We start from the raw sequence: 25,104 nt of genomic DNA, 5'->3' as shown, positions 1-25,104 counted from the left end.
GCCGGACCCGCCGCGCTGTCCCCCAGGGCGCGGCGGGTCCACCCCGGAGCTCGCCGCCCAGTGCGAGTGTCCACTGTGTAGTGACACATTCGGCGCGTCCTCGAAATTGGCCAGCCGGTCATCATCCCGGCTGTACGGCGGTAACGACGCGCTGGACCAGTTCACGCACCTCCAGATCACGCCGGGCAAGCGGAACCGGGCCTGCTCCTTCCACTCGCTCGGCGCGGGCGCCCGTGACCAGCCCGAAGAGCTGCAGTCCTTCGAGAGCGCGGAGAAGGTACTGACCGGCGTGCTCGACCACCTCGGCCGAGCGCCAACGGTGGTGCTGGGCGCGCGGGGCCTGGAGGCCGCGCGGTTCTGGCCCGGGCCACCCGGACAAGTCAAGGGCGTGGTCTGATGGACGCCATCCCGCCGGCGCAGACCGTCGAGTTCGAGTTGCCGCCCTCCGGCCGGCCCTGGTGCGGTCTACCCGAGCTCAAGCAGCAGTTCGCTCAGCTCGGCGGCACGGGGCGCCGCGTGATGCCCGCCGGAGTGGCGCCGACGCAGTGGAGGTGCGTGCGCTGGACGGCGCGCGCGGCGGGGTTGTCGAGGTGCGCGGGCTGTTGCGGCAGCGCACCGGCTGGTCGGAGAGCACCGTGCGCAGCCAGGTGACGTCGGCGGGATCGGTGACGCCGGCCGTACGGCGCCGGCCGCTCGGACAGCGGCGGGATCCGCCAGCTCACGGCGCGGTCGATCAGCTGCTGCGTCATGGGTTGGACGTCGATCGCGGTCTCACCGTCTTCGGGGGCCATCGCGTCGAGTCGTCCACCAGCTCGGCGACATCGTCGACGTAGGTGCCGGGGCTGAGCACGTGAGCCTTGCCACCGCAGCCGGTCAGCGAAGGCTCGTGCACTGCACCGCGGTAGTGCGCCACGGCGATCCGGCGCACCAACGACCATCTCGCCTCGGTCACCCCGTCGACGTACTGCTCCCGGGACCGCAACAGCAGACCGGCCGGCTTCGGTGTCGCCCGGCGCACGCGTGGACAGCGCTATGAGCCGACCGGGCCTCCCGGACCGAGGTCGTCCGACACTCGCACCGCCGCGTCGACGCGATCTTTTCCAGCCTCGAGCCGTCAGCGCCCAACCCGCCACCCCGCGTTCCGAGCTGACGAAACCCCTGGCCACACCCGTGACCAGGGGTTTTGTGCCCCCGGCAGGATTCGAACCTGCGACACCCGCTTTAGGAGAGCGGTGCTCTATCCCCTGAGCTACGAGGGCTTCAGGCAGAACCTTAGCATCCCACGAGGCACCAGCCCCGAGCTCAGCCCGCCACAGGTCAGGCCGGTCCGGAGGCCGCGGCAGCGAAGGAAGCGGCAATCCACACCGGGTCCGAAAATGCATGCCGACGACGACGGTGGTGGCCTGCCGGGTGGGTGCGGTAGTCAACCACGTGGGTGTGCGGGAGCGACTCGCCAGCGACGATCGGGATAGCAGGCCCACCATCCGCAGCGGCCCGACTGGGCCCAGATCGAGTCCATCCTTCCGCAGGGATTCCTCGACGTAGCCGGACAATGTCGTGGCAATCAGATCCGCCCCGCCCTGGCGGCGACGCCTTCGTCCAACGTAGACACGTCGCGGATTTCAGGGATCCATTGGCGTGGACCACGCGAAACCCCGCGGGCCTGGCGTTGACACCCTCCCGCGACCGTAGGGTTCGACCAGGCTCTGGAGTGATCGCGATCACTGCCCTGGGGAGGAGCAGACGTGAGCGAAGACGAAGCACAGCCAGCGAACAAGGTCTTCTGTAGCGACGGGCACAAGCGGGTCGCCGCCGTCGCCGCACCGATCACCGCAGTGGCCGGCATTTTCATCGGCCGTTCGAGCGCCCCCGACACAAAGAACGCGACACCCGTGACCGCCACGCTGCCGCCAGTGACAACCACGGCGCCCCTGCGCGGCGTCCGGGGAGGACGAGCGTGACCAGGACGAAGTTACTGGTCTACCTCGCGAATTCGGACAAGCCGGGCGGGCGGTGCGTCGCCGGCATCGATATCGCGCAGGGGGCGGGAAGCTGGATTCGGCCGGTGGGCCACCGGGCGGGTCGCGCGGTCTCCGACGCCGAGCGGTGTTACGTCGACGGTTCGGAGCCGCAGGTGCTCGACATTGTCGAAGTCCACCTCCGGGCACCGCAGCCGGTCGGGTTCCAGCGGGAAAACTGGCTGCTCGACACGCGAGCGCGTTGGCGAAAAGTTGGACATCTCGGTCAGGACGACCTGGATCTGCTCGCGGACCAGCCGGGTAGCCTGTGGCTCACCGGCCCAAGCACCAACAGTGGGATCAACGATCGCGTGCCCGAGCAAGCCAACCGTCGATCACGCATTCGCTCAACCTCATCCATGTCGACAACGTGACGATTCAAGTGACGCCCGCCAGATACGAGGAAGACGACATGCGCGCCCGGTTTCTCCACCAGGGAACGGTTTACGCACTCAAGGTCACTGATCCTCAGTACAAGTCCCGGTTCCGGGCCAAGGGAGTGGGCAACTATCGACTGGGCGAGGCCTACGTGACCGTGAGCCTGACCGAAAGCCCGCACAAGGGATATTTCTACAAGCTGGCCGCGGCGATCGTCGAGTGCTCCGACCAGAGATCGGCGATCCGCCGATGACGCCCGATGCCCTGTTCACCGTCGGCCACTCGACGCACGAGCTACCAGCCTTCCTTGCGCTGCTCGGACAACATCGGGTCACGGCGATCGCCGATGTGCGGTCGGTTCCCCACAGCCGGTTCGCGCCGCAGTTCAACCGCGATGCGCTGGAACGCGGTCTTCGAAAGGTCGGGATCAAGTACGTCCACCTCGGCAAGGAACTGGGCGCCCGAACCGACGACGCCGGCTGCTACGTCGACGGCAAGGTCCAGTACAGGCGCCTCGCTCGGACAGCGCTGTTCTCCCGTGGCATCGAACGCCTGGTGAAGGGCGTACAGTCCGAGCGGATCGCAGTCCTGTGCACGGAGAGCGAACCCCTGGACTGTCATCGCACCATCCTCGTCTCGCGGATCCTCGCCGAACGGAGCGTCTCCGTCAGCCACGTTCACCGCGACGGGCGGCTCGAGACCCACGATGCCGCAATGGAACGGCTCATGGCCCGGTTCGGACTGGACGACGCCGATCTGTTCCGCTCCAGGACCGAACGACTCGAAGACGCACTGAGCCGCCAAGAAGAGCGGATCGGCTACGTCGACGAAGACCTCCGCACCGAACGGACCACCCGAACATGAAGATTCACACCATCGGCTTCACCAAGAAGTCCGCCGAAAAGTTCTTCGGCCTGCTCCGTGAATCGGGCACTACCGCATTGGTCGACGTCCGGCTCAACAACGTGTCCCAGCTCGCCGGCTTCGCCAAGCGCGACGACTTGAAGTACTTCCTCCGCGAACTCTGCGGCATGTCCTACAGCCACCGGCCCGAACTCGCGCCCACCCAAGCCATGCTCGACGACTACAAGAAGCACGGCATCGGCTGGCCCGCGTACGAATCCCAGTTCCTCGACCTGCTGCGGCAGCGGAACATCGAGGCCAGGCTCCCGGAAGGGCTGCTGGACAACGCAGTACTACTCTGCAGCGAAGACAAACCGCACCGATGTCATCGCCGGCTGGTCGCGGAATACCTCGCCCAACGCTGGGAAGACGTCGCCGTCGAGCACCTGACCTGACGCTGTCGGAACACGGTGGAGTCAGCACGCCGTCCATTTCACGGCGGCGATGGCTTCCGGATCGATCAATGGCATTGCAACGCCACCGAACGAAGGCAGAAAACACGGCCGCTCCGTCCGGCACCAGCTTGATGCCGCCGCCCATAGATGAACACGGCACACGAATGCGGTCGCCAACGGTCTTGTACGAGATCACCGACGTGCTAGGCGGCATCCCAGTATGCGGCTCACGCAGCCCGCCGTCGTCGACGAGGTTGAAGGCGACGTCTTCCTCCAGCCCGTACGTGCACTGCGTTGCTCGTCCTTCCACCCGTTGCCGTCCTGCCGCAACGCGTTTATTATTCGGGATCTCGAACCTGCAGCGGCGTTGACGCCGGTCAGAGGGTCGGGAACCAGACGAAGACCTCGGCGAGAGTGTTGAGCATTTCGTTGTCCATGTGCCCCGTCGCTGTTTCCGCTTCTGCGACCACCAGCTTCGTACCGTCCAAGCGGGAGTCGAAGTGCAAACCCGTGAAGTGGATGCCGGCGAGCCCAAGTAATCCGCCACCGAGGGGAGTAATGTCTCCGCTGCCCTGCACCTTTTCCACTCGTTCGCAGCCGGCGGCGTGGTTCTTGGTGGTGAACCCCATCCTTGCTACGGAGATTATCGCCGCATTGCCGTGGCCGTCGCCCACGGCGTAAAGCCCACGGCCCAGCGACGTGCAGCGGTGTTCAGCGACGTAGTTGCGGACCTTGTCGGTGGTGGCCAGCAGACAGTTGACTTCCTGGCGAGCCGTCTTCCTCAAGTTCTTCAGCTTCAATTTCGACAGCGCCTGGTCTCGGTTGCCCTGACGCGCCGACTTTTGGCTCTCACTCTTTCGAACTCGCAGGCTGCGCCCGGGCAGGCTGTCCGCGACGTCGCCGGCGAGGTTGCCCGGCAGGGTCTCACCAGCCGTGGTGGCACCATCCAGGAATGCACCACCGCCGAGAGATACCGCGCCCCCGCCACCGACTGCCGCCACCAGCGCAACTCCGGCAACGAACACCTTGGCGCCTCCGCCGCCTTTCGGGTTGTGCCGCGGGTGGATCTTGCCATCCTTGCCTTTGAAGTACCCATCAGGTTCTGCCATTGAGTCCCCCTCATCAGGCGGGGCGAGAGCCGCCCCGCGAACCCAAAGCACACGTCAGAAGTTGCCAAACGGTGTGCGTGGGCACCGAAGCACGCGAGCCAGATCAGGTGACCGCGTTCGCGTGTGTCGTGCCGTAACACCTGCACCGCCCTTCGCTTGTCAACCTCCTTGTCGACGCGAGTCCTCGCTCTCCACAGGGCCGTCCTCGATTCGCTCGATGTCTTCAGGATCGTCCGGGTCGTCAGCGGCGGCGAGTTGCGCCGAAAAGAAGCGGTAGGCAGCACCGATACGGTCGCTGCCGCCGGCTTGCGGACTGGAGTTCAGGCAGGCCAGGTAAGCAGCGCGATCGGCCTGCGTCGGCACGAGCTTCAGGCGCTGATTCTTCCACTTGTTGATCAGATACTGCTGGTCGATCCGGTCCCGGTGCTCCGCATCCTCGCGCTTGGCACGGTAGTCTCGTATCGCACACAGCAGGATCGACAACGTGGTCAGACGCTGCTGGCCGTCGATCACCAGAAACTCCCTGCACCCCCGTGGCGCCGTTAGCCGGGCTGGGCGCGAGCACCACCGATCCCATGAAGTGGGTCAGTTCCGGATCGTCAGCGCGATCCTTCGCCAGCTGTGTTATGTCCTCCCACAGCCGCTCGAGCTGACCGCTCTTCCACGAGTACGTCCTCTGGTACAGAGGAACCTGGTACTGCTTCGATCCCTCCAGAAGCTCCTGCAGGGTCGTCTCGCGCGCCGCGACCACTTCACTTCCTCTCTCTCGGTTTCACAACGGGGTTCGTCTCCGCGCAACGGGCCAGCCACAGGCCAGCCGAAACTCGGTGACCGAACGTGCGTGCCGTTCACAAACTTCCCTTCAGGGCTGGCGTAACGGTGATCTAGTCGTCGACGAGGCACGAATCGTTTCTCCTCGTTCGGCTCAACGGTTCCGTCGAAGAGGCCGCCGCCCAGCCGCAGAGCCACGGCGGCACCACGATCGACGGCGTGCCACAGACCGGACGCGAAGGGTTTCGGACCGTCGGAACGCCTCGCCAAGCCGGTGTTGTCGCTTTGCGATGCAGCCTTTCCGCAGCAGTGGCGGTGTTGACGAACACGGGTTCGCCACGCTCTTGGCCGAGGATGATCGTCAGCCGGAGCGGGAAAAGACCTCAAAGCGGATGAATCGGTCGAAGTTCAGACTGGACCAGATCGGTGAATTCTTCGAGCATTACGTTCGTACGGTTTTTTCTTCGCCGCCCAGACCAGCCGATTATCGCAGCTCAACGGCAATTCTCCAATTATTGAACGGGCGACAATAATCGGTATCACTCGTTCGGACCCAATACCCACGAAGGGGTGAAGCGGGTGTAGTCTTCCGCCGCTACCGTGATCTTGGGACGGTGGAACCAGCCCGAGGGGGGCCAATGGACAACTCCGCGCCGACGTGCGAGCTGTGGATGCCCGATGGCGGCAATTCAATTTCGGGAGAAATACTCGCCCGATCGTTGGCCTCCGAAATCGCAGAAGTGGACGGTTGCGAAGCGCGGTTTTCCGCGCTTCGACCGGAAGTCAACGGCGCGAAGGGAACTGGCGTCGGCGAAGTGACGCTGTGGGTCTTCCTCAGCGGTGCGGCTACCACGACCGGCACCGTGCTCCTCGCCCTCATCAAGGAGTGGGCTGTCACAAAACGTCGCACGGTTCGGATGAAGGTCCGAGATGTCGAGGTGGAGATTCCCGCGGGGCTCGACGACGCGCAGGAGCGGATCATCGCCAAGCTGCTCGAAGACGGGCGGTCATGAGCGGAGCGGGCCGCAAGTGCGCTCTGCTGATCGGTAACGCCAACTACCAGGACTCCAGCTCGTTCCCACCTCTGCCATGCACCCACGCCGATGCGCGGGCACTGGAGCAAGTACTGCGGGATCCGGCGGTCGGACAGTTCGACCAAGTCACGGTGGTGTTGGATCCAACGGCCGCGGAGATGCGGAACCAAGTCGGCGGCTTCCTGAGCCGGCTCGCCGAAGACGACCTGGGCGTGCTGTACATCAGCGGCCACGGACATCGCCTCAGGGAAACCACTTCCGAGTTCTACTTCGTCGCGGCCGACACCACACTCGACGACTGCGAACGCAGCGGCGTGAGCGCGACGTACGTGAACGAGCAGCTCGAGCAAAGTCTGGCCGGGCGGAAGGTCGCCATCTTCGACTGCTGCTACAGCGGTGGCTACACCCTCGGCTTCGTCACCCGGCTCGCCAAAGCGTCGCCGGAACCTGGCAGCCTTCCCGCGCCTCGGGGTGTGTATGTGATGGCCTCCAGCGGACCGAACGAACAGTCGTGGGTCGACACCAGACCGAGCGCAGGACCTCAGCTGTCGGTGTTCACCGCGGAACTCGTCGCCGCCCTGGACACCGGTAAGGGAGATACCGGAGGAGACGGACTCATCTCCGTCGACGAACTCTTCCACTACGTCAACCAGCAAGTTCGCCAGGCCGGCACCCACTCGCCCCAGGCGCCCGTCATCTCGGCGGACAAGGTCAACAAGAGGATCGACCTCGCGCGTTGCCGAGTCGGCGGACCTGTACCGGCAGCCAGCCGTCGTGGCTCTTCCGATCGGCCGCCCGTTCCGGTTCCCACCGTCCGAGCCGAAGAACAGCCAGACGAGAGCTGGCAAGCTCTGCTCGGGTACTACCGGGATTGCCTGCTCATCGGCTCCGAACAATGGCCCCTCATGGAGGTCCACGAGACGAGCCGCCGCTACGCGTGCATTCCCGGGCACGAGCGCATGCTGTCACACGACCTCGACGAGTCGGGGGGAATCCCGCTCCCCGACGAGCTGATGGAACTCGCCAGTCAGGCCGACGAGAACACCGAGCTGTGGTACGGGTATCCCGCGATCGTTCTCCTGAAGGACCGCTCGGGCCGAGCCTACCCCCGCCCGCTGTTCGCGCCGCTCTTGCTCACCAGAGTCACCGTGGTACAGGTCGAAGGTGGGTCGGGTCTCAAACCCGTGGGGACGATTACGCCTCACCCTGGCCTGGCGACGCACCTGTTGGGCGAAACCGGCGCCAAGCAGTTACTCGAGACCTATCGGTCGCATTGGCAGGCCGGGATGCACGGGCAGATGCTTCAGGAGATCCGGTACTACCTCGAAGAGCTCGGGCTGTCCGCGGTCCAGGAACTCCGTCCGACGTCCCTGGAACCCGAGATCGAAGTGCGGACTCCGGTGGTGGGAGCGCGCAACTCCGGCACGCTCTTCCTCGTACGATCGGACAGCTCCGAAAAGGTGAACAACTCGCTTCTCAAAGACCTGGACCACATCGGTACAAACGAAGCCACCGTGCACCAAACGGCCTTGGCAGCGCTCCTCGACACGCCCCCGCAAGAGCCCCCACGGCGGTGGCGACCAGTGTTTCCGCAGCCGATCAACGACGGTCAGCGAGCAGTCCTCGACGCAGCGATGACCCATCGGCTCACGGTCGCGACCGGCCCGCCGGGGACTGGCAAGAGCCAGCTGGTCGCCAACGTGGTTGCCACGGCTATCGCCAGCGGGCAATCGGTCCTGGTTGCCTCCACGAACAACCAGGCGGTCGACGAGGTGTGGAACCGCTGTCAAAAGATCCTTCCCGGCGCCGTTGTGCGCACGGGAAACCGAGTCAATCGGGAGCTGGAACAACGATCTCTCAGCGAACTCCTGACGATCCGGCCTCCGGACAAGAACATCCCCACCGCGGTGGCCGAACTGTCTTGTGCTCAGGAGGAGTTCCGGGAGGCAAACCGGCTGGCCGAGAACAAGGCCCTTGCGGAGCGTTCCCTGCTGGATATCGCCGCACAACGCGAAAACCTCGCCGCGGCACTGGGCGCGCCTGCGAACGACGTCAGTGCGCGCTTCCAGAGCATCGACCTCACCAAGCTGACGAAAGCTGCCGAGCGCGCCGCCGGTGCGCGGTTCTTCGGAGGCTGGCGCCGTGCCCGATTCGGCCGGCGCGTGAACTGGTGCGGAGTCGCCACAGTCGCCGTCTGCCAGGCAATCGCCGACTGGGCACGCAACGAAAACACCTGGTACCGCGAAAGAACGCGCGCTCGGCAACTCCCGGATGATCACGCAATCGAAACCGCGCTGGCCCGCGCCGTCGAACGGGTAGCCTCCACTTCACGTGAGCTGCTCAAGTCGACCGTTCACTCGAACGCCGTCATGGGCAGAGACACCATCGAAGCATTGGTTCGAGCGGCATCGGACTACAACAGGAGCGATTGGGGCGAGCTGCGCCGGTGCTTGCCCCACGTCCGCGGTTGGGCGACGACAACGCTGAGCATTCGCCGCATGCCGACGACGCCGGCCCTGTTCGACCTCGTGATCGTCGACGAGGCCAGCCAGTGCTCGATACCGCAGATCATCCCGGTGCTCTACCGCGGAGCCAGAGCCCTCGTGATCGGCGACGTGATGCAACTCGGTCCGGTGATCACCCTCCAAGCCGCGCAAGAAGCCGAGATACGCCGCGAACGCGCAATCCCGGCAGGAACGCTCGAAACCCGACAGTTGAGCTACCACCGGTACTCCGCGTTCCAAGCGCTGCAGAACGTGGCGGGACGAGCCATGTTGCTCGACGAGCACTACCGTTGTCATCCGGACATCGCCGCTATCGCCAACACCCACTTCTACGGCGGCCGCCTGACCGTACTGACCGATGTCCGCGCACGATCCCGTTCTGGACTGCCTGCCGTCGCCTGGGTTGACGTCGTCGGCGAAGCGACCCGCGACCGCGGATACTCCTGGTTCAACGTGCGTGAAGCAGAGAAGGTCAGTGAAGTGCTTACGCGGTTGCTCCGCGACCTTCCACAGGGCGGCGAGATCGGAGTGGTGACCCCATACACCGGGCAACAACGGCTGTTGGAACGCCAGTGGGCCGATGAAGCGAGGGTCAAGGTCGGGACCGTGCACACGTTTCAAGGAGGAGAAAAGGACGTTATCGTCTTCTCATTGGTTGCAGGCCGGGGCTTTCCGGTTCCGTCACTCAACTGGCTGCTACGGCAACGAACGCTGTGGAACGTCGCGATCACTCGAGCGCGTAGTCACCTCATCGTCGTCGGCGACCGGGAAACGTGGCGCATCCGAGGCGGCGTCGGCGAAGCGCTGAGCACGGCAGCCGAAGGTGCTTCGGTTCAGCCCCTCCCCACGGACTCCAATCCGCTGGACGCACTGCTGCACCAATGGTTGACCCGGCGGGCGTCAGGCACCGTGAGCCTCGCGGAGCGGCGAAACGGCTACGTCGCTGACGCGATCGTTGGCACCGGGTCACTCGAGCGTGCCGTGGTCCTCGATCACGGCTATAACGGGCACCGTGCGCCGCATCACCACCTCCGGCTGCAACTGGAACGAACCAAGTTGTTGCGCACCACCACGACGGATGCGTCCCGACTCCCGGCTTGGCGTCTTTTCGAGGGCTGAAGGCGGTCACCGGCAACCTGTCCCTCACTCGAGCGCGCGTTCGCCGCCACTTGTGCTGCTGCCGTGCACCACGGTGACCTGCTGCCACGAGTTGATGTCGCCGCGGGGTAGCCGTACCGGCGCCGCGATTGCGGTGGTCGTGGACGAACACGACCGAGCCACGGTCGGCAACGCCGCGGGTGCTGGGGTCGAGGAACCGTTCCTTGATGCCGAACCGTGGGCCATGGTGACAGCGGGGTGGGGTCCGACGCTCTCGGGCGGTGAGCTTCGAGAACGGACGAAAGTCAGGCTTTGGCCAGCCGGAGTGACACGCCCAGCAGGACTCCAGACCCGATGATCAGCACGAGGGTAGCCAGCCCGAACCACACCGCGGCGGCGCGCCGGGAAACGCTGCGCACACGTTGGTTTGTCCAGGCCGCCACGACAGCGGTGACGATCGGCGCCGCCCAGAGCCAATGCGGGTAGCGGACCACACCCCAGACCGCCAGCGCGGCGAAGAGGGCACAGAGGAGCATCGCACCGAAGTACGCTTTTCGGAGGATGGCGTCCGTGTCGTACAGGGGCGACCCACCCGGGCTGTCAGCCATCCAGCCAATCCCTTTCCGAGAAGTCGTCGTCCTCATCCTGAGCGAGCGCCGACGCGCGCTTCGGTGGTGCCTGTTGGTCCTCGTCGGCCAATCGCAACAAGGCTTCTCGTCCCGATTCGGCGCTGGCATCTTTTTCGGTTTCGGACAGAGCTCCGTACCACCGCGTGAACCCCGACGTCGTGTCGTTGAGCACGGCGGAGTAGACGTTCGAGTTCACGGCCTCTCGCGGCGAGATGTTGCCGGCCAGGAGCTCGCGCGCCAATTCAGCCATGCCTGGCTTGGCCGTGTTCGCCGCCAGTTTGGCGAGCAGTGCACGACGACCACGATCCACGAGAGGATCTACAGAGAATCGCGGTCCTTGCTCGGGCATCGTCAAGCTCCCGGGTGGTCGTAACCTGCCGGCAACGGGTGCGCCTCGAAAGCACCGCCCGAACCGATCACTTCGAGGATGCTCCCGTGGATTGTCCGGATTGTGTTCTGCACGTTCATCAGCAAGTTGGTCATCTGTTTCCAGCCATCGACCACATTCTTGCACTCGAGAGCAGCAAGACTCCAGAGAACAGCTGGGCCGACGACAGTTTCGGCGAGAACACCTCCCGCGGCGATCTCGATGACACCCCAGAATATGCTGTCGAAGATGTCCTGGATGATGTCACTGATGGTCTCGGCGAACTCCCAAACACCTTGGCCCGCTTCACGATACCTGCTCGACAACGTAGAGAAACCCTGGGCGTAGCCGTTGATGGTGTCACCGAGGCCGTTGAAGTAGTGGAACGCCTCATTGGCCGCATTGCCGGTCCAGGTCGTCAGCAGCGCGGTGATGTTCACCTTCAAGTCCTGCGCGAGATCGCCGGAGAACGCAGACAACGAGTTCAAGGCATCCGACGCTTTTGCGAACTGTTCCCAGTCACCCGCCACCCAGTTTGAGAACTCTTCGACGGGGTTTACGTGAATCGTCGCGTCCAAGAACTGTTGCACCCAGTATCCAGGACTGATCAGGTTGCCGAGATCGTTCACGAGCTGAATGGGATTGGTGAACTCCGCAGCCTGAGGTGGCGTGAGCCGCTCCGCCGGGAACGTGGCCTGCTGGACAACTTGCGTGCTGGTGTCCCCGGGCATACCGGGCAAGGTGGGGACTTGCGGAGGGCCACCCGGGTCGGGATAGGCCTGATCGACGCGGGCGGCAGCTTCGTCATCGATCCCGTCGTACATCTGCCGAGCCCGGTCGAGCTCCGCACTGCTCGCCTCGCAAACCGAAGTGAGCGCGGTCAGCGCCGTGAGGATGTCAGCCTTCGCCTGTTCGTGGCTTCCCACGAGCTCGGCGATCAGCCCCGGCTGCGCGCCGATCTGCAGATTCCCGGACGCGAAGCTTTCTGCTGCGTGCGCATCATCCCGATGGTTCTTCACGAGGCCGCCGTAGAGCCCGACCTGGAAGGAATCCACCGTGAACCCCACAAGCCACTCCTCTACGTGTTCATTCGACTTCACATGGTAGGTGTCGCAGTGATCTCCCGCACCCGGGAGACGGCCGACGAGAGGGCCGCGGACGTCGTCAACGCCGGCAAAGGCGCCGGCGGCTCAACGCGGCCGAACGTCGTGCTGATTGCGGATCGTGTCCATCTGCTCGCCGTCGCGGGTGTAGAGGACGCGGGCGTGCCAGAGGCCGTCGGGGCGGGGCTTGGGTTCCCAGGAGAGGCGGCCGGGAAGCCAAGACGTGCCGTCGAGGACGTAGCAGGGGCGGAAGGTCGTGGGGGTGCAGCAGTGTTCGCACGGGGCGAGGGTGCCGGGGACGACGTCGGACCAGTGGATGGGTGTGGGGGCGTGGGTGTCGTTGCCCCGGGAGGCGGCGTAGCGCTGGCCGCGGAGGAGTAAGGGGCAGTCTGGGGAGTTGTGGTAGGCCGTGCCCGTCGAGGTGCGCCAGCCGGAAGGTGAGACGCCTGGTGGTGGGGGTTTGCAGTAGGCGCAGGAAGTCACCACGAGGTCGTGTTTGCAGTAGTCGTCAGACAAAAGAGTGCCCTCCCTCGTGGCAAAGATACGAGAGAGGGCACCCGGTGATCAACGGTCAGGGTTTGCGGGCGACGGCCGCCCACACGCACTGTTCGCCGGGGGTCCACGGTTTCAGGTTGGGGCCGTCGGGCCACCATTCGCCGGGGATGACCCAGCCGGGGGTGATCACGTCCATCGACGGGTGCAGGATGCGTTCGATTTCGGCGCGGGTGCGGAACAGGACTGAGCCGGATGAGGCCCGGTAGATCGCTTCGAACTTGCGGGCGACGTGGCTGTGCTCGTTTTCCGGGTTCAGGCCGTGCGACACGACGACGTAGGAGCCGGACGGCAGCGCGTCGAGGTACTGGGCCATGAGCGCCGCCGGGTCGCCGGGGTAGAAGTGCAGGTCGGCCAGGTGCAGGAGGGCGACCGGCTGCGTGAAGTCGATGGTGGCGCGGACCTGGGGGTGTTCCAGTACCTCGGCGGGATGGAAGACGTTCGCGTCAATGATGTGCGTGTGGTCGTTGTCGACGAGCAGGGCGCGGCCGTGGGCGAGCACCGTGGGGTCGTTGTCGGTGTAGACCACGGTGGCGTCGTTGTCGATGCGTTGCACGACCTGGTGCACGTTTTCCGCGGTGGGCAGCCCGGAACCGCAGTCGATGAACTGCCGGACGCCGGCGTTGTCGGCGAGGAAGCGGCACGCGCGGATGAGGAAGGCGCGGTTCATCCGCGCCATCTCGACCACCTCGGGCACGTCCCGGATCATCCGGTCGAGCAGTTCCCGGTCAGCCGCGTAGTTGTCCTTACCACCGAGAGCGGCGTCGTAGACCCGCGCGGTCGAGGGCATGGTCGGGTCGATGCCAACGGGCACGGTGCCTGGAGTGTCGGTCACGTCAACCCCGTTCGTCTCGCTCCTCGCCCCAGCTTGCCACACCGGAGATCACCCGGTGTACTTGCTCGTGCACGTCGCGACGTTCGGGGACGTGAAGCCGGCGCGGAAGGCTTCCACGCGGGCGAAGCCCGACGGCACGGCGGTGCCCGAGGCGTCGGAGGCGATGACGCTCTTCGGCGACAGCAGCTCGGCGATGGCCTCGTCGAGGTCGCCGGGCGACAGCTCCAGCGCGCCCTTCTTGTCGGGCGTCAGGGTGCCGGCCCACATGCCCGTGAGGCAGGCCGTGAGCTGGCCCGTCGAAGGGACGTCCAGGCGCAGACCCGAGGACTTCTCGACGGACAACGCATACCGCGACGCGACTTCGGCGAACGCGGCGAAGTCGCCGAATCCGCCGGTGTTGCCGCGGGAGGGCGGGGTGCCGATGCGGCGCAACGCGGACAAGTCCACCGACACCGTGTTGCTCGACGGGCAGTACGCGGCGGGTGAGGTCACGCGAGCGTCCGAACAGGACACCGCGGCGGAGGTCAGCTGGGGCGACGAGCCCGGGAAGGCCGCGCGGAGAGTGGTTTCCAGGTCCTGCAGGTTCGCCGGGTCGTCGACGTCCAGGTTGCCCTTGCCGTCTCCTGTGGACAGGTCCTTCTGGGAGAACGGGAGCTGGCTGGTGCGGCTCACGACTTCGGCGTTGTCGATGGCGGCGCACCGCTTCGGGCCGTCGGTGAACCCGAACTGGAACGCCGACACGCGGTCGAACGCGCTGCCGTGGGCGCCGGCGGTGTCGAAGCTCGAACCGGCGGAGTCGCGGATGAAGAACAGGGTGGCCATGATCTGGTTGAGGCCCGTGCCGGTGGACACCTGGAAGTGCGGCGAATTCCCTTCGGCGACCCAGCGGAAGAACGTGCCGGCGTAGCAGTCGGCCTGCTGCTCCTTCACGATCGACGGGGTGTTCGGGCTGAGGCCGAGCCGCGTCTGCACCGCGTGGCCCAGTTCGTGCGCCAGCACGGCGACCACGGACATCGGGCCGAACGAGTCGTTCAGCATGGGCAGGAGCTCGCCGCGGTCCCAGGCGACGAGGTCACCCGAGGGGCAGTAGAACGCGTTCACGAGGCCGGCGGTCGTGGAGCCGCAGACGTTCAGGCCCGGGCCGCGCGAATCGTAGGAGATGAGCTGCCCCACCGGTTTGTAGTCCTTGCCGAAGCTGTCGGGCAGCTGCTCGGTCCAGTACTGCTGCACGTCGGCGACAGCGTTGGCGGCGAGCTTGTCGATCGCGCCGCCGTCGGTGTTCGCGACGGGCAGGCCGGCGTCCGCGACGCCTTGCTTCGGACCGCTGGGACCGTCGGTGATGGCGAGGCCGGCGACCTTCTCCGGGTCGAGCTTCTCGACACCCGCACTGCCCTGGACGGCGGTGGTGCACCCGGCCAGCAGCACGGCACCGGCGATCAGCGTCGCCACCCACGTGAACCGCGAAGTCATCGCTCCTCCAAAGGAAAACGAGCCGGTGCGGCTTGGGGGCCGCACCGGCTCGAGGGGAATCAGGCGCCGAAGTGGACGGACTCGATCGCGTCGTCGAAGCCGAGCGCGGACAGGTCGCGCACGTCCCCGGTGACGACCTTGGACTTGCCGGTGCAGTTCTTGCCGCTCCAGATCTTGAGCGCGCCGTCGGTGGTCAGCGACGAGGTGACGTCCGGGCGGGCCAGGTTCTGGCAGGCGTTGTCACCGGCACCGAAGGACAGACCCTGCGAAGCACCGTTGTCGCTGAAGAACGCGTCGTCGAAGAGGATCGTGCTGCTGGCGGCCTTGCTGTTGTCGTCGGAAGAAGGCGCGGACGGGTCCGTCGACGGGCTCGAGGACGACGGCGGCAGGACCTTGCCACCGGTCGGGCTCATGCCGAACCACGTGCCGCCGACGCCTTCACCGTTGGTGTCGCCCGGGTTCTTGTCGCCCGAGAACGTGTACGCCGGCCAGCCGCCGACCGTCAGCTGCAGCGAACCGTCGTCGCGCTTGACGACGCCGATCGCCGACTTCTTGATGCCCGCGAGGAACACCTTCGTGCCCTTCGTGACCTTGACGGGCGGCCACTTCTTCTCGCAGTCACCGTTGCAAGTGGACTTCGACGGGTGCGCGGAGTCGTTGTCGAAGCGGTAGATCGTCATGCCCTTGCCGTTGAGGACAACCGGGTTGAGGTCGCCCGCCTTGCCGGCGCGCAGCGAAACCCACTTGGTGCGGACCTGCTCCGGCGCGCTCGCCGGGGCCAGGTCACCGGTGTCGGTCGGGGCGTTGTTGCTGCGGGCAGTGCCCGACAGGAGGTCGAGGCCACCGCCGGCGCCGGCGTCGACAGCGGAACCGGCGGACGCGGGCGCCGCGTTCGGGGTGCCGTCCGTCTGGCCGCCGCAGGCGGAGAGGAGGGCCGCGCCGGCCGTGACGAAGGCAGCGAGGAACAGAGCTTGCTTGCGGAACATGGTGGGAACTCCAGGGTTTCGAGGGGCTCAACCGGGGCTCCGAGGTGATCCGGAGCCGATGTTGCCTGTGACACGGGGCCGGGTACGCGATCGGTTCACGCGAGTTCGAACTTTTTCTCGGCCGCACCGAAATCGCTGGTCACCGAACTTCCCGACAGCACGGCCCTTCTCGACCGCGACGGCACGGGTGCGGTAAGCATGGGCCATGACCACCGTCCGGTTCGGGTTGCTCGGTTCCGTCGAGGCGCACCTCGACGGCGAGCCCCTCGACCTCGGGCACGCGCGGCAGCGCTGGGTGTTCGCGGCGTTGCTCGCCGACGTGAACCGGCCCGTGCCGACGGAGCGGCTCGTCGAGCGCGTGTGGGCGGGCGAACCGCCGTACCGCGCGCACCGGCTGCTCGCCAGCTACCTCTCCCGCCTGCGCCGCACGCTCGCGGCCGCCGGCGGCGTCGAGATCAAGCACGGCCCTGGCGGTTACGTGGTCAGCGTCGAACCGGAGGCCGTCGACGTGGTGCTGTTCCGGTCACTCCTCACGCGGGCGCGCGAAGGGCGGCGGCCGGACCTGTTCGACGAAGCCCTCGCGCTGTGGCGCGGCGACGCGTTCGCCGGTCTGGACACGCCGTGGGCGGAAGCGATGCGCGAGACGCTCGGCGCCGAACGGTTGTCGGCGCAGCTCGACCGGACGGACCTCGCGCTGCAGCTGGGTGAGCACAACGCCGTCCTCGCCGACACCGCGCAGCGCGCCGCCGCGTACCCGCTCGACGAACGCATCGCCGGCCAGCTGATGCTCGCCCGCTACCGCGCGGGGCGGCAGGCGGGTGCGCTCGAGGAGTTCGAGCGGATCCGCCGCCGGCTCGCGGACGAGTTCGGCGCCGACCCCGGCCCGGCGCTGCGGGAGCTGCACCAGCGCATCCTCCTCACCGACCCGGAGCTCAGCCCGCCGCGCGAAACGCCCGTGCCACGGCAGTTGCCCGCGCCGTCGCGGTGGTTCGTCGGGCGCGACGCGGAGCTGGCCGAGCTCGACGCCGTGATGGCCGGCGGGTCGGGAACGGTCGCGATCTCGGCGATCGGCGGCGCCGGCGGGATCGGCAAGACTTCGCTCGCGCTGCGGTGGGCGCACCAGCACCTCACGCGCTTCCCCGACGGCCAGCTGTACGTGAACCTCCGCGGCTACGACCCGACCGGCGCGCCGCTGCGCCCGGAATCGGTGGTGCGGCACTTCCTCGACGCGTTCGGCGTCGCGCCCGCGGCCGTGCCGGCCGATCCCGAACGCGGTTTCGCGCTGTACCGCAGCCTCGCGGCCGGGCGACGGCTGCTCGTGGTGCTCGACAACGCGCGCGACGCGGCGCAGGTCGAACCACTGCTGCCGGGCAGCGACACGTGCACGGTGGTGATCACGAGCCGCAACCGTCTCGGCGGGCTCGGCGTGCGCGGCGCGCAGCTGCTGGACCTCGGCGAACTCGCGGACCGCGAGGCGCGGGAGTTGCTGATCGAGCACCTCGGGGCCACGCGCGTGGACGCGGAACCGGCGGCCGTGGCCGAACTCGTGCGCTGGTGCGGCGGACTGCCGCTGGCGATCAGCGTCGTGGCGAGCCGGGCGGGCGCGAACCCGCGGTTCCGGCTGGAGGTGCTGGCGCAGGAGCTGCGGGACGCGACGGCGCGGCTCGACGCGCTCGACGCCGGTGACCTGGCGACGAACCTGCGCGCGGTGTTCTCGTGGTCCTACGACGCGCTGGATCCCGAGTCGGCTCGGGTGTTCCGGCTGCTGGGCGCGGCGCCGGGGCCGGACGTCAGCCTCGCCGGCGCCGCCGCGCTCATCGGGCTCTCGCGGCCGCGCGCGGTGTTGCGCGGGCTCGTCGCCGCGCACCTGGTGCACGAGCACGTGCCGGGCCGGTACCGGATGCACGACCTGCTGCGGCTGTACGCGGACGAGCTCGTCGACGAGGCCGAACGCGCCGACGCGCTGCGGCGGTTCACGGACTTCCTGCTGCACACCGCCGGCACCGCGAACCGGTTGCTGCGCCCGGAACGGCAGTCGATCGGGCTGGCCGCGCCCGCTTGGCCGCCGTTGCCGCTGGCCGACCGCCGGGCCGCGACGCGGTGGTTCGACGAGGAGCAGCACAGCCTCCGCGCGGCCCTGGAGTCCGCGGGCCGCCGCGACGCGCACGACGACGTGTGGCAGCTCGCGTGGAGCCTCAGCGGGTTCCACGTGCTGCGCGGGCAGCTCGTCGAGGACCTCACCGCGTGGCAAGCCGGGTTCGCGGCCGCGCGGGCGCTCGGTTCGCAGGAGGCGCAGGCGATCACGCTGATGTACCTCGGGACGGCGCGCACGCGTGTCGGGTCACACGCCGACGCACTTGAGCACCTGAGAGACGCGCTTTCCCTTGCGCAGGAAGAAGATCTGACCGCGGACGCCTCGCGCGCGCTCGGCTGGGCACTCGGGCAGAGCGGCGATTTCGAGGGCGCCCTCCGCCACACCGCGGCCGCGTTGGAGCACTACCGGGCTCGGGACAACGGCCTGCGCCAAGCCGACGCGTTGAACACGATCGGCTGGTACACCGCGCAACTCGGCCGGCTCGGGCAGGCGCGGGAGTACTGCGAACAGGCGCTGGCCTTGTGCCGCAAGCACAACCACCACCGCGCGGAAACGGTGACTTTGGACAGTCTCGGGTACATCGCGCAGGCACTGGGCGAGTACGAGGTGGCGCTGGCGCACTACGGCGCGGCCCTGGCGCTCGCCCGGGAAACCGACGACGCGTACGACGAGCCGGTGATCCTCGCCAACCTCGGCGACACGCACGCGGCCCTGGGCGACGCACCGGCGGCGCGGGAGGCGTGGGACCGGGCGCGGGAGCTGTTCCGGGCCCACGGCCGGGCGGGGGACGCGGAGCGGATGGACGGGAAGCTGGCCTCAGCAGCCGAGGAGTGACGCGAGGTTGGCCGGCGCCGCGGTCAAGGTGGCTGCCACCCGTGCAGCGCCCGCACCCGCCCCTGTACCTCGGCGGCTGGAGCAAGGCCGCGTTGCGCCGCACGGCCGATCGCGGTGACGGCTGGCTCGCACCGTCCCTGCCCGTCGCCGATCTGCGCGCCTTCATCGGCGACCTGCGCGACCGTGCGGGCCGCGCGGTACCCGTGACCGTCACCTGCACGCCGACTGACGCGGCGCTCATCCACGCCTACGAAGACCTCGGCGTGGACCGCGTCGCCCTCCTCGGGCCAGCTGTACACGGGGTCGAAGTCGACGTAGGTGCCGTGGAACTCGGCCTTTCCTGAGTCCACAGGCGTTTCACGGCGTCGATGCGCTCGTCGAAGACCTTGCCGCGCTCGGCCGGCGCGACGCTGTGGTTGCGCAGTTCGTCGAGCACGTTGCCGACGCCGACGATCAGCCGCCCGGCCGGGAGGTCGTCGAGCGTCGCGGCTTCCTCGGTGAAGACGATCGGGTCCCGCGGCACCAGCAGCGTCACCGCGAGGATCGGCTTGAGCCGTTCGGGCACCGCGGCCACGGGGCCCAGTGAGCCGAACGGGTCCGGCATCCGGAACCACGTCGGGTCCACCTCGGGCCGTTGCCTACCCGGTAGGCCCCGCGGCGCGGGGAAAAGCGGGCAACGTTCGCGCGTGATCCCCGTCTCGTCGGGGAGGCGGTTACGGGTTGCGGGTCGCGAGGTGGTGGGAGCGGTGCAGGGCCGAGCGGGGGCGGACGACGCACGTCGGGCGGGGCGCAGGAGGCGGCGGTGGGGCAGCGGCCGCGACGGCGGCCCGGCGGAGCCACCCGACGTCCCGGCCGAAGGACCAGACGAGCAGCACCAGGGCGAGCACCACGACGCCCAGGCCGGCCACGGCGGGCAGCAAGTGCGAGACCGCGGCGACGAGCAGCACGCCCTGCAGCGCGGCGACCGTCTTGCGGGCCCGGCTGGGCGGCAGCTCGCCGTTGAGCCACGGCAACACCCAGGCGGCCGCGACGAACGCGTAGCGCATCAGGCCGATCGCGAGCACCCAGTAGCCGAACGTGGCGCCGGCCAGGATGCTGAGCACGAGGATGAGGAACGCGTCGGACTCCATGTCGAAGCGGGCGCCCAGTGCGGACGACGTGCCGGTGCGGCGCGCGACCTGGCCGTCGACGGCGTCCAGGGCCAGTGCGACCGACGCGAGCGGCACGAGCACGCCCAGCGGCGCTCCGCCGATCGGGTGGTCTGCGACCAGCGCCGTGACGCCACCGATGAGGATGGCGCGAGCGAGGGTCACGTGGTCGGCGGGGCCGAGCGACCGGGCGCCGGCCTTGCGGGCGGCGCCGGCGAGCAGCGCCCACAGGCCGACGGCGTAGGCCAGGCCCGCTGTCCAGCCGCCGGCGCCGAGGCCGACGGTCAGGGCGAGCGCGCCCAGCAGGGCCACCAGGGCTGTGGCACCCGCGGCCTGCTGCCGAACGAGTGAACCCACGGTGGAACGTGATCGTGTAGTGGTGGTGACAGCCATATCGCCTCGATCTCGCGGCAGAGGAGGACGACCATGACACGTACGGGACAGGCCTTCTGGTTCAAATCCGCCGGAACCGGTGAGATCCGGGCGGTGGAGGTGCCGGAGCCGGGACCGGACGAAGTGCTGGTCCGCACGCTCTTTTCGGGCATGAGCCGCGGCACGGAGAGCCTGGTGCTGCGCGGCGGCGTGCCCGAGAGCCAGCACGAGGTGATGCGCGCGCCGTTCCAGGAGGGCGACTTTCCCTTCCCGGTGAAGTACGGCTACCTGAACGTCGGCCGCGTCGAGGCCGGGCCCGCCGGGCTCGCCGGACGCACCGTGTTCTCCCTCTTCCCGCACCAGACCGAGTTCGTCGTCCCCGCGTCCGCGGTCACGGTCGTGCCGGACGACGTCCCGGCCGCCCGCGCCGTGCTCGCGGGCACCATCGAGACGGCCGTCAACGCGTTGTGGGACGCCGCGCCCCTGGTCGGCGACCGGATCGCCGTGGTCGGGGCCGGCATGGTCGGCAGCAGCGTCGCCGGGCTGCTGTCCCGCTTCCCGGGCGTCGACGTCCAGCTCGTGGACACCGACCCGGCGCGGGAGAAGATCGCGGCCGCGTTCGGCATCCGCTACGTCCGGCCCGAGGACGCCGAGGGCGACCTCGACCTCGTGGTGCACGCCAGCGCCACGGACGCCGGGCTCGCCCGGTCGCTGGAGCTGCTCGGCCGCGAGGCCACCGTCGTCGACCTGAGCTGGTACGGCGACCGCCGCGTGAGCGTGCCCCTCGGGGAGAACTTCCACTCGCGGCGGCTGACCATCCGCAGCAGCCAGGTGGGCACCGTCTCCCCCGCCCGTTCCGCGCGCCGCGGCTACGGCGACCGCATGGCGCTCGCGCTGCGGCTGCTCGCCGACCCGGCGTTCGACGTGCTCGTGACCGGCGAAACCGCGTTCGCGGACCTGCCGGACCTGATCGCCCGCCTCGCCGGCGGGGACCTGCCGGGGCTCGCGCACCGGATCGTCTACCTGTGATCGTCGATTCATGAAGGAGAACCACTTGTTCAGCGTCACCGTCCGCGACCACATCATGGTCGCCCACAGCTTCCGCGGCGAGGTCTTCGGTCCGGCGCAGAAGCTGCACGGCGCCACGTTCGTCGTCGACGCCACCTTCCGCCGCACCGAACTCGACTCCGACAACATCGTCGTCGACATCGGCCTGGCGACGCAACAGCTGGGCGCTGTGCTGGCCGACCTCAACTACCGCAACCTCGACGACGACCCGGCGTTCGAAGGCGTCAACACCTCCACGGAGTTCCTCGCCAAGGTCATCGCCGACCGGCTCGCGGACCGCGTGCACGCGGGCGAGCTCGGCGAGGGCGCGCACGGGCTGTCCGGGATTTCGGTGACGCTGCACGAGTCGCACGTCGCCTCGGCCGGGTACGAACGCTCGCTGTGAGCAGCCGATGAGCACTGTGGACGCTTCCGGCTACGCACCGGAATGGCTGCGGCTGCGCGAGGGCGCCGACGCCGCGGCGCGGGCAGCGTCCCTTGTGGACGCCCTCTCGCTGCGCGCGCCCGTCGTCGTCCGCGACCTGGGCTGCGGCACCGGTTCCATGAGCCGCTGGCTCACGGGCCGGCTGCCGCGCCCGCAGCGCTGGTTCCTGCACGACCGGGACCCGACGCTGGTGAAGCTGGCCGCGGCGGGGGTACCCGACGCGACGGGTGAGGTCCGCGACGTCACGCGGCTCACCGCGGCGGACCTGGCCGGCACGTCGCTGGTCACCGCGTCGGCGCTGCTGGACCTGTTCACGGTCGACGAGATCCGCCGCCTCGTCGAGGCGTGCGCCGCGGCGCGGGTGCCGGCGCTGCTGACGTTGTCGGTGGTCGGCCGGGTGACGCTGACTCCGCCGGACCCGCTCGACGCCGCCGTCGAGGCGGCGTTCAACGCGCACCAGCAACGCGACGGCCGGCTCGGCCCGGACGCGGTCACGTTCGCCGCCGCCGAGTTCGCCGCGCGGGGGTTCACGGTGCACCGCGCGCCGTCGCCGTGGCACCTCGGCCCAGGAGACTCGGCGCTGATCGACACGTGGTTCCGCGGCTGGGTTTCCGCGGCGGCGGAGGAAAACCCGGAGCTGGACTTGCCGGCGTACCGGGCGCGCGCGCTCGAAACGGTGACGGTCGAGCACGAAGACCTGCTGGCGCTGCCTTGACCCAGCCACGCCAGCAGGCGGCCCTCTGTCACCGAGCGCGGGTTGGGGGCCGGCGGACAGTTCGCGATCCTGGTGACATCGCCATCACCATTCGCTACGGCGACGACGTGGTACTGGACCCGCGCAGCGAGGAAGGCCAGTACCACGTCGACGCCGGCGGCGCCCACCTCGACGACTGGCCCGATCCTTTGGCCGCCACAACCACCGGCGAAGACAACTGGTTCGCCGTCATCTGGGGCACCGGACGAGGTCATGCTGTTGCGACCTCTTGACCCAGCCACGCCAGCAGGCGGCCGCGTGACCAGCAGCGGCCGACGGCTTCGGTCCGCAGCACCGGGCCGTCGGACACCGCTACGCCGAGGATGCTGTGGCCGGAGGCGGGGCGGTCGCCGTAGGTCGGCACGGTGGGGGCGACCGCGACGCCCTCCGCGGACACCCACGCGACCGGCCGGGCGGCCGCCGCGGCTTCGAGGCGTTCGACGAAGCGCACGCGGCGCTGCGCAGGGAAGCGCGACAGCGCCCACGTCGTCGTGACCACCGGCAGCGCGTCGGCGGGCACCCGGGCGAGGGCGGCGGGCAGCAGCTCGACGGCGTCTCCGCGCAGGAGCAGCGGAGGGGCCTTCGCTGCCAGCGCCAGCTCCGCCGCCAGTCGAGCGGCCCGTTCCGGCTGGTCGGGCTGCACGCAGGCGCGCAACCAGCGGGCGTCGTCCGGGTCGGTGACGTCGAGGGGCTCGCGATCGATTCCGACGCGGGCGACGACCTCCGGAAACGCGCGCTCCGGCGCGGGCCGGTCGCCCACGATCGAACACGACAGCTGCACCGGCGACGACGGGTCACCCAGGGCCGGGCCGGTGTCATAGGTGATCCCGACGCGGTCGACGGTGAGGTTGAAGCCGGCCCCGCACTCCACGTCGATCAGCCCGACCGCCGTCGCGCCCGCCCGGTGCGCCGCCTCGGCGACGAGCGGGTGCAGCACGGCGCCGCGGCCGGTCTCGCCGGTCCGCGGCCGCCGGCGGGCGACGAGGTCCACCACCTCGTCGGTCAGCCGCACCAGTGAGTCGATCGCCGCCGCAGCCGCCGCGTCGGCGTCCGCGGCGGCGTAGGCCGCGGCCAGCGCCGGTGCGTGGCCGGCCAGCGCGAGGTCGTGCAGCGCGGCGAGGATCAGCTCCGGACGCCGCTTGCGCGCGGGCGCTTTCTCGATGGCGCGTAACGCCTCCGCGGACTCGCTCAGGGCGACGGCGACGCGTTCGTAGAGCTGTCCGGCCGCGTCGACCTCACCGAATCGCCGGTACGCCTGCGCGAGCGCGCCCACTACTCGTCGGCCTGGCGGCGCGCGCGGGCCCGGCGCTTGCCTTCGTGCATCGCGGCGACGCGGGCGATCGGGATCGTGTATCCTTCCGCGACGAGGTCGTCCGGAAGCACTTGCGGCGCAGGCATTTCCGCCGTCCACGGGTCGGTGTCGCCGAGCAGGCCGAGTGCCGTGTGGACGGTGAAGTCGCGCGGGGTGACGTCGTCGGCCGCCGACCACGGGATGGGGAACGACACGGTGAGACCGGGCCGCACGCGCGGGCTGTAGGCGGCCACGACGGTCGCGCCGCCGGCCCGCGTCGAGTCCAGGAACACCTTGCCGTGGCGGTCTTCGCGGATGAACGCCGTGGTGGCGAGCGCGGGGTCGAGGCGTTCGGCTCGGGCGGCGACCGCGCGCGTCGCGGCGGCGACGTCCTCGTGCGCCTGACCCGGCGCGAGCGGCACGAACACGTGGACCCCTTTGGACCCGCTGGTCTTCAGCGCGCCGGACAGCCCCGCGTCGGCCAGGGCCTGGCGGCACAGCCGCGCGCCCGCGACCGCGACGGAGAACGGCGCGCCCTCCGGTGGATCGAGGTCGAGGATGAGGTGCGTCGGGCCGGCGGCGACGTCGGAGTGCGTGAGCGTGGGGTGGTACTCGATCGCGCGCTGGTTGCCGAACCACAGGAGCGTGGGGCGGTCGTTGCACAGCGCGTACGACACCTCCCGCTTCGAACTCTCCGCCCACAGCTTCACGCGCGGCACCCACTCCGGCGTGTACTTCGGCAGGTTCTTCTGCATGAACGCGTCCTGCCCGCGAAGCACGCGCACGACCGACAACGGACGGTCGCGCAGCACGGGCAGCAAGCGGTCGGACACCGCGTCGAGGTAGTCGACCAGGTCGCGTTTGGTCGCGCCGGCATCGGCGAACAGCGGCTGGTCGAGGTGGGTGAGGGAGACGCCCTCGCGGACTTCGTCGCTGCTCATCGACCCAGCCTCGCCCAGCCGACGA

Annotated in this window: 29 protein-coding genes, 1 tRNA gene and 1 pseudogene; 14 read left to right on the top strand and 17 right to left on the bottom strand. The window is 68.7% G+C overall.

Annotated features, from left to right (window positions below):
- The first annotated feature begins 106 nt into the window (after window positions 1-106).
- Window positions 107-397, top strand: a complete 291-nt coding sequence (locus ACIA77_RS15390) for a hypothetical protein (RefSeq protein WP_395886499.1) — start codon at window positions 107-109, stop codon at window positions 395-397.
- A 94-nt stretch (window positions 398-491) separates the two neighbouring features.
- On the opposite strand, the gene ACIA77_RS15385 is transcribed toward ACIA77_RS15390, so the two are convergent.
- From ACIA77_RS15385 to ACIA77_RS15375, 3 genes are all read right to left on the bottom strand, one after another.
- On the bottom strand, window positions 492-749 hold the full coding sequence (locus tag ACIA77_RS15385) for a hypothetical protein (protein ID WP_395886498.1): 258 nt from the start codon (window positions 747-749) through the stop codon (window positions 492-494).
- Window positions 746-952, bottom strand: a complete 207-nt coding sequence (locus tag ACIA77_RS15380; RefSeq protein WP_395886497.1) for a hypothetical protein — start codon at window positions 950-952, stop codon at window positions 746-748. Before ACIA77_RS15380 ends, ACIA77_RS15385 begins: the two co-directional genes overlap by 4 nt.
- Before the next feature lie 234 nt (window positions 953-1,186).
- Window positions 1,187-1,259, bottom strand: a tRNA-Arg gene (locus ACIA77_RS15375).
- A 486-nt stretch (window positions 1,260-1,745) separates the two neighbouring features.
- Here ACIA77_RS15375 and ACIA77_RS15370 point away from each other — a divergent pair.
- From ACIA77_RS15370 to ACIA77_RS15350, 5 genes are read left to right on the top strand one after another with little or no spacing between them, the layout of a single operon-like run.
- Entirely contained in the window at window positions 1,746-1,961 is a 216-nt protein-coding gene (locus ACIA77_RS15370) for a hypothetical protein (RefSeq protein WP_395886496.1), read from the top strand.
- Window positions 1,958-2,392: a dual OB domain-containing protein gene (locus ACIA77_RS15365; protein WP_395886495.1), complete on the top strand. Its 435-nt coding sequence runs from the start codon at window positions 1,958-1,960 to the stop codon at window positions 2,390-2,392. Before ACIA77_RS15370 ends, ACIA77_RS15365 begins: the two co-directional genes overlap by 4 nt.
- Window positions 2,389-2,649, top strand: coding sequence for a dual OB domain-containing protein (locus ACIA77_RS15360; protein WP_395886494.1), 261 nt, complete (start codon window positions 2,389-2,391; stop codon window positions 2,647-2,649). The genes ACIA77_RS15365 and ACIA77_RS15360 overlap by 4 nt, the downstream gene beginning before the upstream one ends.
- Window positions 2,616-3,260 carry a DUF488 family protein gene (locus tag ACIA77_RS15355; RefSeq protein WP_395886493.1) on the top strand — a complete coding sequence of 215 codons (645 nt, stop codon included), beginning with the start codon at window positions 2,616-2,618 and terminating at the stop codon, window positions 3,258-3,260. Before ACIA77_RS15360 ends, ACIA77_RS15355 begins: the two co-directional genes overlap by 34 nt.
- Window positions 3,257-3,694, top strand: coding sequence for a DUF488 family protein (locus ACIA77_RS15350; RefSeq protein WP_395886492.1), 438 nt, complete (start codon window positions 3,257-3,259; stop codon window positions 3,692-3,694). The genes ACIA77_RS15355 and ACIA77_RS15350 overlap by 4 nt, the downstream gene beginning before the upstream one ends.
- A 377-nt stretch (window positions 3,695-4,071) precedes the next feature.
- Here ACIA77_RS15350 and ACIA77_RS15345 read toward each other — a convergent pair whose 3' ends face one another.
- The 3 genes and pseudogenes from ACIA77_RS15345 to ACIA77_RS15335 all read right to left on the bottom strand — a co-directional run.
- The gene (locus tag ACIA77_RS15345; protein WP_395886491.1) at window positions 4,072-4,803 is read right to left on the bottom strand and encodes a hypothetical protein; all 732 of its coding nucleotides are present in this window, start codon (window positions 4,801-4,803) and stop codon (window positions 4,072-4,074) included.
- Window positions 4,804-4,962: 159 nt separating this feature from the next.
- A complete protein-coding gene (locus ACIA77_RS15340) occupies window positions 4,963-5,316 on the bottom strand; it encodes a DUF262 domain-containing protein (RefSeq protein WP_395886490.1) in 354 nt (117 codons plus the stop codon).
- A gap of 91 nt (window positions 5,317-5,407) precedes the next feature.
- Window positions 5,408-5,554 (bottom strand): annotated as a pseudogene (locus ACIA77_RS15335) (DUF262 domain-containing protein); the annotation flags it as partial.
- 658 nt (window positions 5,555-6,212) lie between these two features.
- Here ACIA77_RS15335 and ACIA77_RS15330 point away from each other — a divergent pair.
- Together ACIA77_RS15330 and ACIA77_RS15325 are read left to right on the top strand one after the other, a co-directional pair.
- Window positions 6,213-6,587, top strand: coding sequence for a hypothetical protein (locus ACIA77_RS15330; protein ID WP_395886489.1), 375 nt, complete (start codon window positions 6,213-6,215; stop codon window positions 6,585-6,587).
- Entirely contained in the window at window positions 6,584-10,231 is a 3,648-nt protein-coding gene (locus tag ACIA77_RS15325; protein ID WP_395886488.1) for an AAA domain-containing protein, read from the top strand. Before ACIA77_RS15330 ends, ACIA77_RS15325 begins: the two co-directional genes overlap by 4 nt.
- Window positions 10,232-10,515: 284 nt before the next feature.
- Here ACIA77_RS15325 and ACIA77_RS15320 read toward each other — a convergent pair whose 3' ends face one another.
- From ACIA77_RS15320 to ACIA77_RS15290, 7 genes are all read right to left on the bottom strand, one after another.
- Window positions 10,516-10,818 (bottom strand): hypothetical protein, encoded by a 303-nt coding sequence (locus ACIA77_RS15320; protein WP_395886487.1) that lies wholly within the window; start codon window positions 10,816-10,818, stop codon window positions 10,516-10,518.
- Window positions 10,811-11,188: a hypothetical protein gene (locus ACIA77_RS15315; protein ID WP_395886486.1), complete on the bottom strand. Its 378-nt coding sequence runs from the start codon at window positions 11,186-11,188 to the stop codon at window positions 10,811-10,813. Before ACIA77_RS15315 ends, ACIA77_RS15320 begins: the two co-directional genes overlap by 8 nt.
- A gap of 2 nt (window positions 11,189-11,190) precedes the next feature.
- Window positions 11,191-12,273, bottom strand: coding sequence for a hypothetical protein (locus ACIA77_RS15310; RefSeq protein WP_395886485.1), 1,083 nt, complete (start codon window positions 12,271-12,273; stop codon window positions 11,191-11,193).
- A 123-nt stretch (window positions 12,274-12,396) separates the two neighbouring features.
- Complete coding sequence (locus ACIA77_RS15305) at window positions 12,397-12,825, bottom strand: hypothetical protein (protein ID WP_395886484.1); 429 nt, start codon at window positions 12,823-12,825, stop codon at window positions 12,397-12,399.
- Window positions 12,826-12,880: 55 nt separating this feature from the next.
- The gene (locus tag ACIA77_RS15300; protein WP_395886483.1) at window positions 12,881-13,696 is read right to left on the bottom strand and encodes an SAM-dependent methyltransferase; all 816 of its coding nucleotides are present in this window, start codon (window positions 13,694-13,696) and stop codon (window positions 12,881-12,883) included.
- A 48-nt stretch (window positions 13,697-13,744) separates the two neighbouring features.
- Entirely contained in the window at window positions 13,745-15,166 is a 1,422-nt protein-coding gene (locus ACIA77_RS15295) for a neutral zinc metallopeptidase (RefSeq protein ID WP_395886482.1), read from the bottom strand.
- A 59-nt stretch (window positions 15,167-15,225) separates the two neighbouring features.
- Entirely contained in the window at window positions 15,226-16,152 is a 927-nt protein-coding gene (locus ACIA77_RS15290; protein WP_395886481.1) for a hypothetical protein, read from the bottom strand.
- A gap of 205 nt (window positions 16,153-16,357) precedes the next feature.
- Here ACIA77_RS15290 and ACIA77_RS15285 point away from each other — a divergent pair, with 205 nt between their 5' ends.
- Both ACIA77_RS15285 and ACIA77_RS15280 read left to right on the top strand, forming a co-directional pair.
- Window positions 16,358-19,081 carry a BTAD domain-containing putative transcriptional regulator gene (locus tag ACIA77_RS15285; RefSeq protein WP_395886480.1) on the top strand — a complete coding sequence of 908 codons (2,724 nt, stop codon included), beginning with the start codon at window positions 16,358-16,360 and terminating at the stop codon, window positions 19,079-19,081.
- A complete protein-coding gene (locus tag ACIA77_RS15280) occupies window positions 18,988-19,425 on the top strand; it encodes an LLM class flavin-dependent oxidoreductase (RefSeq protein WP_395886479.1) in 438 nt (145 codons plus the stop codon). The genes ACIA77_RS15285 and ACIA77_RS15280 overlap by 94 nt, the downstream gene beginning before the upstream one ends.
- Here ACIA77_RS15280 and ACIA77_RS15275 read toward each other — a convergent pair.
- Window positions 19,329-19,685 carry an LLM class flavin-dependent oxidoreductase gene (locus ACIA77_RS15275; protein ID WP_395886478.1) on the bottom strand — a complete coding sequence of 119 codons (357 nt, stop codon included), beginning with the start codon at window positions 19,683-19,685 and terminating at the stop codon, window positions 19,329-19,331. The two genes, ACIA77_RS15280 and ACIA77_RS15275, sit on opposite strands and share 97 nt — an antisense overlap.
- A gap of 109 nt (window positions 19,686-19,794) precedes the next feature.
- Window positions 19,795-20,586, bottom strand: coding sequence for a CDP-alcohol phosphatidyltransferase family protein (locus ACIA77_RS15270; RefSeq protein ID WP_395886477.1), 792 nt, complete (start codon window positions 20,584-20,586; stop codon window positions 19,795-19,797).
- Window positions 20,587-20,655: 69 nt separating this feature from the next.
- Here ACIA77_RS15270 and ACIA77_RS15265 point away from each other — a divergent pair, with 69 nt between their 5' ends.
- The 4 genes from ACIA77_RS15265 to ACIA77_RS15250 are packed head-to-tail and all read left to right on the top strand — an operon-like array spanning window position 20,656 to window position 23,080.
- On the top strand, window positions 20,656-21,630 hold the full coding sequence (locus tag ACIA77_RS15265) for a zinc-binding alcohol dehydrogenase (protein WP_395886476.1): 975 nt from the start codon (window positions 20,656-20,658) through the stop codon (window positions 21,628-21,630).
- 25 nt (window positions 21,631-21,655) lie between these two features.
- The gene (locus ACIA77_RS15260; protein WP_395886669.1) at window positions 21,656-22,054 is read left to right on the top strand and encodes a 6-pyruvoyl trahydropterin synthase family protein; all 399 of its coding nucleotides are present in this window, start codon (window positions 21,656-21,658) and stop codon (window positions 22,052-22,054) included.
- Between the two features lie 7 nt (window positions 22,055-22,061).
- Entirely contained in the window at window positions 22,062-22,808 is a 747-nt protein-coding gene (locus ACIA77_RS15255; protein ID WP_395886475.1) for an SAM-dependent methyltransferase, read from the top strand.
- Window positions 22,805-23,080, top strand: coding sequence for a hypothetical protein (locus ACIA77_RS15250; RefSeq protein WP_395886474.1), 276 nt, complete (start codon window positions 22,805-22,807; stop codon window positions 23,078-23,080). The genes ACIA77_RS15255 and ACIA77_RS15250 overlap by 4 nt, the downstream gene beginning before the upstream one ends.
- Here ACIA77_RS15250 and ACIA77_RS15245 read toward each other — a convergent pair.
- Both ACIA77_RS15245 and ACIA77_RS15240 read right to left on the bottom strand, forming a co-directional pair.
- Window positions 23,059-24,120, bottom strand: coding sequence for a DUF2332 domain-containing protein (locus ACIA77_RS15245; RefSeq protein WP_395886473.1), 1,062 nt, complete (start codon window positions 24,118-24,120; stop codon window positions 23,059-23,061). The two genes, ACIA77_RS15250 and ACIA77_RS15245, sit on opposite strands and share 22 nt — an antisense overlap.
- Window positions 24,120-25,079: a DNA polymerase domain-containing protein gene (locus ACIA77_RS15240; RefSeq protein WP_395886472.1), complete on the bottom strand. Its 960-nt coding sequence runs from the start codon at window positions 25,077-25,079 to the stop codon at window positions 24,120-24,122. The genes ACIA77_RS15245 and ACIA77_RS15240 overlap by 1 nt, the downstream gene beginning before the upstream one ends.
- Window positions 25,080-25,104 lie beyond the last annotated feature (25 nt).

Source organism: Amycolatopsis sp. NPDC051903, from assembly GCF_044452505.1.
Taxonomy (GTDB): domain Bacteria; phylum Actinomycetota; class Actinomycetes; order Mycobacteriales; family Pseudonocardiaceae; genus Amycolatopsis.
This window is presented reverse-complemented; position numbering and strand designations above follow the sequence as displayed.